At 67.4% G+C, this 10506-nt stretch carries 8 protein-coding genes; 4 read left to right on the forward strand and 4 right to left on the reverse strand.

From position 1 onward, the window contains the following. The first annotated feature begins 79 nt into the window (after positions 1 to 79). Positions 80 to 2161, forward strand: a complete 2082-nt coding sequence (locus IAE58_RS01015) for a gluconolaconase (protein ID WP_199934214.1) — start codon at positions 80 to 82, stop codon at positions 2159 to 2161. Here IAE58_RS01015 and IAE58_RS01020 read toward each other — a convergent pair. From IAE58_RS01020 to IAE58_RS01030, 3 genes are all read right to left on the reverse strand, one after another. Continuing rightward, the gene (locus IAE58_RS01020; protein WP_108755287.1) at positions 2139 to 2543 is read right to left on the reverse strand and encodes a YciI family protein; all 405 of its coding nucleotides are present in this window, start codon (positions 2541 to 2543) and stop codon (positions 2139 to 2141) included. The two genes, IAE58_RS01015 and IAE58_RS01020, sit on opposite strands and share 23 nt — an antisense overlap. 933 nt (positions 2544 to 3476) lie before the next feature. Further along, entirely contained in the window at positions 3477 to 4904 is a 1428-nt protein-coding gene (locus IAE58_RS01025) for an amino acid permease (protein ID WP_199934529.1), read from the reverse strand. A gap of 82 nt (positions 4905 to 4986) precedes the next feature. Then, on the reverse strand, positions 4987 to 6462 hold the full coding sequence (locus tag IAE58_RS01030; protein WP_108749481.1) for an amino acid permease: 1476 nt from the start codon (positions 6460 to 6462) through the stop codon (positions 4987 to 4989). 178 nt (positions 6463 to 6640) lie between these two features. Here IAE58_RS01030 and IAE58_RS01035 point away from each other — a divergent pair, with 178 nt between their 5' ends. Continuing rightward, entirely contained in the window at positions 6641 to 7210 is a 570-nt protein-coding gene (locus IAE58_RS01035) for an NUDIX hydrolase (protein ID WP_233615039.1), read from the forward strand. Between the two features lie 70 nt (positions 7211 to 7280). On the opposite strand, the gene serA is transcribed toward IAE58_RS01035, so the two are convergent. Continuing rightward, positions 7281 to 8522 (reverse strand): phosphoglycerate dehydrogenase, encoded by a 1242-nt coding sequence (gene serA, locus IAE58_RS01040; RefSeq protein WP_199934527.1) that lies wholly within the window; start codon positions 8520 to 8522, stop codon positions 7281 to 7283. Positions 8523 to 8693: 171 nt separating this feature from the next. Here serA and IAE58_RS01045 point away from each other — a divergent pair, with 171 nt between their 5' ends. After that, positions 8694 to 10082, forward strand: a complete 1389-nt coding sequence (locus IAE58_RS01045; RefSeq protein ID WP_164275494.1) for an FAD-binding oxidoreductase — start codon at positions 8694 to 8696, stop codon at positions 10080 to 10082. Between the two features lie 61 nt (positions 10083 to 10143). Then, positions 10144 to 10443 (forward strand): DUF2388 domain-containing protein, encoded by a 300-nt coding sequence (locus IAE58_RS01050; protein ID WP_199934526.1) that lies wholly within the window; start codon positions 10144 to 10146, stop codon positions 10441 to 10443. Positions 10444 to 10506 lie beyond the last annotated feature (63 nt).

Genomic DNA, 10506 nt, shown 5'->3' on the forward strand with positions numbered 1-10506 from the left:
CCGGCGCTGCAGGTGGTGGCACAACGACAGTGCAGCGACTATCGTCGTGGGCTGAAATCGGCAGGGATGATGCGTAGCGATGGCACAGCGGCAGTGGTGGGTGGTGGGCGTGGTAGTAGTGACCGCAGCGGCGTTGGCCGCCACCTGGTGGCCTGATCGGGCCGCCGAGGTATCCGCCCCTGCAGGGCCGCAACCCACGCCCCTGGCCTGGACGGCGCAGATCGAAACGCTGGCCGGCGATGGCCATCCCGGCAATCGTGATGGCGCGGCCGCGCAGGCACGCTTCGCTGATCCCTACGCAGTGGTGCGCACGGCGCAGGGCGCGGTGTACTTCACCGACGCCGGCGACAACAACCGCATCCGCCGCTGGTGGCCCGACGGCCGCGTGCAGACCGTGGCCGGGCAGGGCGAGGGGCGCGTGGACGGCCCGGCGCTGCAGGCCAGCTTCCACACGCCTTCGGGCATTGCCGCCGATGCGCAGGGCAACCTGTACGTGGCCGACACCGGCAACCACGCGATCCGGCGAATTTCTGCCGACGGCCAGGTGACCACGCTGGCCGGCGGCGAGCAGGGGTATGCCGATGGACCTGCCGCACAGGCACGCTTCGATGGGCCGATGGGCATCGCCGTGGATGCGCAGGGCCAGGTGTTCGTGGCCGATACCTGGAACGACCGCATCCGCGTGATCGGCACCGATGGCCAGGTGCGGACCCTGGCCGGTGGCGACCGCCCGGGGTTCACCGATGCGATCGGCGGCGAGGCGCGGTTCGATACCCCGGTGGCCCTGGTCTTCGACGCGCATGGCGCGCTGCTGGTGGCCGATCTGTTCAACAACGCAGTGCGCCGCGTGGGTGCCGACGGCACGGTCAGTACGCTGGTGAGCAGCGGTGGGGTGATGAACGCCCCGCTGTCGTTGGCCACGACCCACGATGGGGTGCTGTACGTGGGTGACCTGGATGGGCGCGTGCTGCAGATCACCCCGCAGGGCCACCAGATTGCGCTGCTGGGCAACGACCGCTTGCCCCGCCTGGCGCGCCCCAGCGGTCTGGCCGTGGATGCCGATGGCAGCGTGCTGGTGGCTGATTCGACTGCCTACCGCCTGCATCGCCTGCGCCCGCTGCCAGTAGGCGAGCTTCCTGCCCCGGCCCTGGTGGGTCCGGCCGCCGATGCCGTGTTGCCCGATACGGGCGGACGCTGGCCGCTGGCACCGCAGGACGGCTGGCACGAAGTGGTGGGCACGCTGGGCGAGGTACGTGGCAACTTCAAGGGTGAGAGCCGCCACCACCTGCACGGCGGTTTCGATGTGCGCGGCGATGTGGGGCAGACCGTGCTGGCCATTGCCGAGGGCAAGATCAGCAGCCCGATCGCCGCCTGGAGCTTGGGCGGGCAGGGCGAAGGCCTGGCGGTGGATCGCTTGAAGTACATCCACATGCGCGTGGGCCGCACGCCGCGCGGTGAACCCTTCGATGCACGCTGGCAGCCGCTGTACGCCGACGATGGAACGCTTGAGCGCATCCGCGTGCGTCGTGGTACGCGCATCCACGTGGGGGATCGGCTGGGTAGCATCAACAGCCAGGCGCACGTACATCTGGCGCTGGGCACCGGTGGTTTCGAGACCAACGCAGTGGCACTGGGCTTCCACAACTACGCCGACCACTTCGCCCCGCGTATCACCGACGTGGCGTTGCTGGACGACAACGACCAACCCATGGCACCGGGCAGCGATGGCGTGGTGATGGTGGCGCGGCAGGGGCGTGGCGTGCAGATCGTGGTGGAGGCGTGGGACCAGGTGGACAACAACCTGCCGCGCCGCCGGCTGGGGCCGTACCAGGTGGGTTACCAGATCCTGGATGGCAACGGCCAGGCGTTGCAGGGCTACGAGCAGCCGCGCTGGAACATCGTGTTCAACCGCATGCCGCCGCAGAACCTGGCGGCGAAGGTGGCCTATGCGCCGGACAGCGGCATTACCGTGCACGGCAGCGCGGTTACCCGCTTCCGTTACCTGGTGACCAACACCGTGCGCGATGGCTTGATGGAAACCGGGCGCTGGCAGCCGGCGGCGCTGCCGCCGGGCGAGTACATCGTGCGTGCCAGTGCGCGTGACTACAGCGGCAACGAAGGCGTTGGCCGGCGCGAGATCAGGGTGCGGCTGCTGCCGTAGCGGCGGGCGCGCCGCAGCGTTCGCGTTCGGCGTCCATGTCTTCCAGCGGCCGCACTTCGATGCTGCCGAAGCGTGCCCAGGGGAAGTCGCGGGCGATGGCCATCGCCTCGTCGCGGTTGCGCGCGACGATCAGGTTGAAGCCGGCCAGCAGTTCGCGGGTTTCAGCGAAGGGGCCATCGAGAACGCGGCTGTGGCCGTCGCGCACGCGCAGGGTCTGTGCGGTGTCCACCGGCTGCAGTTTCTGTGCGGCCAGCAGGGTGCCTTCGGCCTGCAGTTGGTCGGCGTGGGCCAGGCAGTCGCGCATCAGCGCGTTGAATTCTTCGCTGGGCAGGGCCTGCAGCAGGGCGGGCTCGATGTAGATCAGGAGCAGGTACTGCTGCATGGGATGGTCCTGGCGTGGCGGGCGGGGTGACCATGATGGCGCAGGTCTGCGCGGAATCATGCTGCAGCGCGAGAAGCGCGCCTTCGGCGGGAAGCGGCGAACGGCGGAGCCCCTCCGTGGTGGGGCATTTTTTTAGGAGCGCTGGCTGGGCCGGTGGGGGTGGGGCCGCGGAACACGCCGTGAATCCATCCATGGAGGCTCGTAGGCGCCATCCATGGCGCCTGCGGTCCCGCCAGCCCACCCCGCCCGGCCACGGACAGGTTCCGTGCGCGCCAGCCACGGAGAGAAGAGGGAAGAGCGGAAAGCGGGTCGCGGCGCTGCGCTTGCTCGCAGCCCAGCATGGCTCGGCTCTACAGGGGCGTCGTTTGCCGGACAGAGTTCATCCACGCATGGCGTGGATCTACCACCGACCGGCAGCGTAGAGTCGAGCTCGCTCGACTGCAGATATGCGAGGCTGGGCTGGCGGGTCACGCCGTAAACCCTTCCTAGGCGCTCGTAGGCGCCTTCCAACCCCGCCCGGCCACGGACAGGTTCCGTGCGCGCCCGGCCACGGAGTGAAAAAGGAAGAGCGGAAAGCGGGTCGCGGCGCTGCGCTTGCTCGCAGCCGAGCATGGCTCGGTTCTACAGGAGCATCGTTCGCCGGACAGAGTTCATCCACGCGTGGCGTGGATCGACCACCGAAGCATCTCCCAGACAGAGTCCATCCACGTGTGGTGTGGGTCTACCGGACGCGCCGGGAGACTGTCAGGGGCGGGGAGGCATGGGTACGCGGGGTGTCAGCCGCATGGATGCGGCTGCCAAGCCTACAGGGACGTACTTGCGGCGTCCCCCGCGTACCCATGCCTTCCCGCCAGACCAGCACACCCGCTCTTGCCGTTGCTCTGGCTTCAAGCGCGGGTGCAGGGCCGCAGGCCCTGCAAGCAAAACAACCCCTTACTTGCCCCGCAGGCGGCTGTGCTTGAAGCCGTAGCCGAAATAGATCACGAAGCCGACGACGGTCCACACGCCCATCAGCATCCAGTTGTGCAGCGTCATCGCCGACAACAACGCCAGGCAGCTGATCACGCCCAGGCTGCAGACCAGCCAGGTTGCCGGAATGCGGAACGGGCGCGGCAGGTCGGGCTGGGTGCGGCGCAGGATCAGCACGCCGGCACACACCGCGGCGAAGGCGATCAGCGTACCCATTGAGGTCAGCTCGCCCAGGATATCCAGCGGGAACAGCGCCGCCAGCAGGGCAATGCCGATGCCGGTGATGACCGTGTTGATGTGCGGGGTGCGGTACTTCGGGTGGATCTTGGTGAACACCGGCGGCAGCAGGCCATCGCGGCCCATGATCATGAAGATGCGCGGCTGGCCGATCACCATCACCAGCACCACCGAAGCCAGGCCGATCAGGGCGCCCACTTCCACCACCCAGCGCAGCCAGCCCAGCTGCGGATGCGCAGCCACGGCGGTCACCACCGGCTCGTCGGTGCCCAGCAGCTGGAACGGCACCAGGCCGGTCATGACCGCGGCCATGGCGATGTACAGCACGGTGCAGATCACCAGCGACAGCATCATGCCGATCGGCATGTCGCGCTGCGGGCGGTGCGATTCCTGTGCGGCCACCGACACGGCCTCGAAGCCGATGTAGGCGAAGAACACCATGGCCGCGCCGCGCAGCACGCCTTCCATGCCGTACTTGCCCGGGCCTTCGTTGGCCGGAATGAACGGGGTCCAGTTGCTGGTGTCCACGTACTTCCAGCCGACCACGATCACCAGCACGATCAGGCCGGTCTTGAGGATGACCATGGCCATGTTCATCGCCGAGGACTTGCTGATGCCCACGTAGCACAGCCAGGTGAGCAGCAGCACCAGGATGGCGGCGGGAATGTTGGCGATCGCGCCGGTCGGGCGCAGCTGCGCGTCCAGCGGCGCGCTGACCAGGGCCGCCGGTAGATGGATGTCGAACTGGCTGAGGAAACTGAGGAAGTAGCCGGTCCAGCTGACCGCCACCGCCGAGGCCGACACGCCGTATTCCAGCACCAACATCCAGCCGATGAACCAGGCCGACAGTTCGCCGAAGGTGGCGTACGTGTAGGTGTAGGCGCTGCCGGACACCGGCACCATCGCGGCGAATTCGGCATAGGCAAGCGCGCAGAACGCGCAGCAGATCGCGGCCAGCACGAACGACAGCATGATGGCCGGGCCGGCGTGGTTGGCCGCGGCCTGGCCGGTGATGACGAAGATGCCGCCGCCGATCACCGCGCCGATGCCCAGCGCGGTCAGGCCCCAGGGACCCAGGTGGCGGCGCAGGCTCAGCCCGTTGGCGTCTTCATGGGCGGCATGCGGATGCTTGGTGGCCCACAGTTGCTTGAACATGTGTGTCGGTCTTGTCGAAGCGCCGTTCGAGGCGGCGCGGGAGAAAACGGACGGGCCGGCGCAGGGCCGGCCCGTAGGGGGATCAGGGCGACTTGGCCAGCTTGCTGTTGCGCATGCCGTAACCCAGGTAGATCAGCATGCCCAGCACGGTCCAACCCACGAACAGGTGCCAATGCACCACGAACGCCTGCCAGAACAGGAACAGGCAGGTGGCCGCACCCAGCGGGCAGATGATCCACACCGCCGGCACGCGGAACGGGCGGTGCAGTTCCGGGCGGCTGTAGCGCAGCACCAGCACCCCGATGCAGACGGTGGCGAAGGCCAGCAGGGTGCCCATCGATACCAGTTCGCCCAGCACGTTCAGCGGCACCAGGCCGGCCAGCGCGGCGGCGATGACGCCGACCACGATCGTGGCCCAGTAGGGCGTGCGGAAGCGGGCATGCACCTTGCCGAAGAACTTCGGCAGCAGGCCGTCGCGCGAGATCGTGTAGGCGATGCGGGTCTGGCCCATCATCATCACCAGCACCACCGAGGACAGGCCGGCGATGGCGCCGATCTCGACGAAGGTCTTCAGCCAGGCCAGGGTCGGGTAGGGCTCCAGCGCGGTAGCGACCGGCTTGTCAGTGCCCAGCAGGTGGTAGGGCATCATGCCGGTCAGCACCGCACAGACGATGATGTAGACCACGGTGCACACGGCCAGCGAACCGAGCAGGCCGATCGGCATGTTGCGCTGCGGGTCCTTGGTTTCGCCGGCGGCGGTGGACACCGCATCGAAGCCGATGTAGGCGAAGAACACGATCGTGGCCGCGCGGAAGATGCCACTCCAGCCGAACTCACCCGGCACGCCGGTGTTTTCCGGAATGAACGGCTGCCAGTTGGCCGGGTCGACATGGGCCGCGCCGATGCCGATGAACAGGCAGATGACGGTGACCTTGATCGCCACGATGATCGCGTTGACGAACGCGGACTGGGTCACGCCCACGTACAGCAGGCCCGACACGGCCGCCACGATCAGCACCGCCGGCAGGTTGAACAGCTTGCCCGACGATACGAATTCGCTGCCGGTCCAGGCGATGGGCGCGGCGCTGAGCAGATCCGGGAACGGCATGTGCAGGGTGGTGGTGATGAAGCTGATCAGGTAGGCCGACCAGCCCACCGCCACCGAGGCCGAGGCGAACAGGTATTCCAGCACCAGGCACCAGCCGATGAACCAGGCCATGCCTTCGCCCAGGGTGGCGTAGGAATAGGAATAGGCGCTGCCGGACACCGGCATCATCGCGGCGAACTCGGCGTAGCACAGGCCCGCCAGGGCACAGGCGAAGCCGGCCAGCACGAACGACAGCATCACCGCCGGGCCAGCGTGGTTGGCCGCGGCCTGGCCGGTGAGCACGAAGATACCTGCGCCGATCACCGCACCTACGCCCAGCAGGATGAGGTGTTTAGCCGTGAGGGTCCGTTTCAACGTGGCTTCGCCGTCCAGGCTGCCTTCGATGGGTTCGCCAGCATCGACGTGCCCGGCCGGTTGTACCGGCTTGACCCTCAACAGAGCTTTCAGCATGCAGAACTTTCCTGATGATCGGATTGGGAGGGCTGCCGATACGTTGCCGGCGGCCTGGAATGGTGAAGGCCGTGCGAACGGCCCGCTGTACCTTAGCCAAAGCTGAAGCCACCGCACAAGCGCAATCGCAACAATGCGCGGCGATAATGGCCGATGTTTTCCAGATCGCCCCGCATTCATGAACGAATCCGTCCAATCCCTTGCCGTGCTTGATGATCGGCTGCGCAGCCTGCTGCAGGACTATGCCGGCCGGGAGCCGTCCCACGGCGAGCTGGCTGCCGAATTCGGCACATTGCTGGACGATCCGGAAGATCCGTTCCGTCGCGAGCGCCTGGCCGGGCATTTCACCGCCAGTTGCTGGCTGGTCAGCGCCGATGGCCAGCGCGTGCTGCTGACCCATCACCGCAAGCTGCAGCGCTGGCTGCAGCTGGGCGGCCACGCCGATGGCGACCGCGACCTGGCCCGGGTGGCGCTGAAGGAAGGGGAAGAGGAATCTGGCCTGACCGGCCTGGTGCTGGAAGACCCAGCCATCTTCGACCTGGACAAGCATTGGATTCCCGAGCGCAAGGACGTACCGGGCCATTGGCACTACGACGTGCGTTTCGTGATCCGCGCCGTGGGCGGCGAGGCCTTCGTGCTGAGCGAGGAATCGCTGGCGCTGGCCTGGCGGCCGGTGGCCGAGGTCGCGGCAGATCCGCAATCGGACGCATCGATGCAGCGCATGGCGCGCCGGTGGTTGGCGCGTTGATGCATTCCGCCGGGCATGGCCCGGCGCTACCAGTAGATCCACGCCACGCGTGGATGGCGCGACGCGTCTATCAATACAAAATGCGCGTCCGCAACGTGCCCGCAATCGCCGCCAGCTCGTCGCGCACGGCGCTGGCCTGTTCCTCGCTGGCGGTGATGTCGATCACCACGTAACCCACCTTCGGGTCGGTACGCAGGAACTGGCCGTTGATGTTCACGTTGTGGCGCGAGAAGATCTCGTTCACCTTGGACAGCACGCCGGGCACATTCTGGTGGATGTGCAGCAGGCGCAGGCTGTCGGCATGTTCGGGCAGGGTCACTTCCGGGAAGTTGACCGCCGACAGGGTGCTGCCGTTGTCGCTGTAGCGCACCAGCTTGGCCGCCACTTCCACGCCGATGTTGTCCTGCGCTTCCAGGGTGCTGCCGCCCACGTGCGGAGTCAGGATCACGTTGTCGTGGCGGGTGAGCGGCGATTCGAAGATATCGCCGTTGCCCTTGGGCTCGACCGGGAACACGTCCAGCGCTGCGCCACCAATGTGGCCGCTGGCCAGAGCGGCATCCAGCGCATCGATGTCGACCACGGTGCCGCGTGCGGCGTTGATCACGTGTGCGCCCTTGCGCATCTTGGCCAGCTCGGTGCTGCCGATCATCCACTGCGTGGACGCGGTTTCCGGCACGTGCAGGGTGATGACGTCGGCGCGCGCCAACAGGTCATCCAGGCTGGCCGCGGCGCGTGCGTTGCCCAGCGCCAGTTTGGTCTCCACGTCGTGGAAGATCACCTGCATGCCCAGCGATTCGGCCAGCACGCCCACCTGGGTGCCGATATGGCCGTAGCCGATGATGCCCAGGGTCTTGCCGCGCACCTCGTGGCTGCCGCTGGCCGACTTCGACCAGCCGCCGCGATGGCATTCGGCGTTCTTCTGCGGAATGCCACGGGTCAGCATGATCGCCTCGGCAATCACCAGTTCGGCCACGCTGCGGGTGTTGGAATAGGGGGCGTTGAACACCGGAATGCCGGCCAGCTCGGCCGCATCCAGGTCCACCTGGTTGGTGCCGATGCAGAAACAGCCCACCGCGATCAGGCGCTTGGCTTCGGACAGCACTTCGGCGCTGAGCTGGCTGCGCGACCGGATGCCGACGATGTGCGCCTCGGCGATGCGCGCCTTCAGTTCGTCTTCGGGCAGGGCCTTGCTGTGGGCCTCGATCTGGCTGTAGCCGGCGGCGGTGAACACCTCCACGGCGGTCTGGCTGACCCCCTCCAGCAACAGCACACGGATATCCTGCTTGGGGAACGAGGTCTTCTTCGGCGACATGGGACGGCACGGCCAGTGGGACAGGGGCCGCTCACTATGCCAGATCACCGCGGCCATGGTGCAGTGCGGAATTGGTTGCATTCGAACCTATCGCCGCGTGTCGGCGGGACTGGACGCCCGCCCGCGCCGCTGGCACGCTTGCCCGTTCTTCACGCACCGCGCTGGACCGTCATGACCGATTCCCGCATCGCCTCGCTGCAGCAGGCCTGTCCCGGCCTGAAGCTGAAGACCGAGCCCGCCGACCTGGAACACTACGGCCGCGACTGGACCCGGCGCTGGACCCCGGCACCGCTGGTCATCGCGCTGCCCGCCACGGTGGAAGAGGTGCAGGCGGTGATGCGCTGGTGCGCGGCCGAAGGCGTGGCCGTGGTGCCCTCCGGTGGCCGCACGGGGCTGTCCGGCGGCGCGGTGGCGGCCAACGGCGAGCTGGTGCTCAGCCTGGAGCGCATGAACAAGGCGCTGGCCTACGATGCCGTGGACCGTACCCTGGTGGTGCAGGCCGGCATGCCGCTGGAAGCCCTGCACAACGCCGCGCTGGAACACGGCCTGATCTACCCGGTGGATTTTGCCGCGCGCGGTTCGTGCTCGATCGGCGGCAACATCGCCACCAATGCCGGCGGCATCCGCGTGATCCGTTACGGCAACACCCGCGAATGGATTGCCGGCCTGAAGGTGGTGACCGCCAGCGGCGAGCTGCTGGAGCTCAACAAGGGGCTTATCAAGAACTCCAGCGGCTACGACTTCCGCCAGCTGCTGATCGGTTCGGAAGGCACGCTGGGCGTGATCGTGGAAGCCACCGTGAAGCTGACCGACCCGCCGCCGGCCAGCAACGTGATGCTCCTGGCGGTGCCCAGCTTCGACGTGCTGATGCAGGTGTTCGCCGCGTTCCGCGCGCGCCTGCAGCTGCAGGCCTTCGAATTCTTCACCGACCGGGCGCTGGAGCACGTGCTGGCGCATGGGGCGCAGGCCCCGTTCGACGAAGTACACCCGTACTACGTGGTGACCGAGTTCGCGGCCAACGACGAGGCGCAGGAAGCCGCTGCGATGGCGGCCTTCGAAGACTGCATGGGCAATGGCTGGGTCAGCGACGGCGTGATCAGTGCCAGCGATGCCCAGGCGGCCCAGCTGTGGCGCCTGCGCGAGGGCATCACCGAAGCGCTGGCCCGCTACAAGCCGTACAAGAACGATGTATCGGTGCGGATCTCGGCCATGCCGGCGTTCCTGGCTGAAACCCAGGGGCTGATCGGCCAGGCCTACCCGCATTTCGACGTGGTCTGGTTCGGCCATATCGGCGATGGCAATCTGCATATCAACGTGCTCAAGCCCGATGACACCAGCGATGCCGATTTCGTAACGCAGTGCGAGCACGTGACCAAGCTGCTGGCGCAGGTGCTGGCGCGCTTCGATGGCAGCATTTCCGCCGAGCACGGCATTGGCCTGGTCAAGAAGGGCTACCTGGACAGCACCCGTGGCCCGGCCGAGATCGCATTGATGAAGGCGGTCAAGCGCGCCTTCGATCCGGAAGCACGGCTGAATCCCGGCAAGCTGTTCGACGTCTGAGTCGCACATCTTTTTCACGATGCCGTTACGCTTCACCCATTCCCCCTGCGAACCGCCCACCATGATCCGATCCGCGCTGATGCTTGCCCTGCTGTCCCTGCCGCTGGTCGGCTTCGCTTCCAGCTTCGCCGGTACCTCGGCTGGTTCGGCCACTGGCGCCTCGTCCGGTTCGTCCGGCAGCAGCTCCGGTGATCACAAGGTGGTGCTGGCCGCGCGCGATGATGCGGCGGCCTTCGTGGCCACCGATGGCCAGATCCGTGGTGCGCGCCTGCAGGCGGCGCTGGTGCACCTGCGCGAGCAGGATGCCGGCGCGCAGCAGCAGAGCGATCTGGAACTGGCTCGGGCACTGCTGGCCCGTTGATGCGGGCGCAATGAGCTCGGCCAGCAGCGTCGCCGGGCATGGCCCGGCGCCACCAACCACGCC

It is taken from the genome of Stenotrophomonas sp. S49, from assembly GCF_016624905.1.
GTDB lineage: Bacteria > Pseudomonadota > Gammaproteobacteria > Xanthomonadales > Xanthomonadaceae > Stenotrophomonas.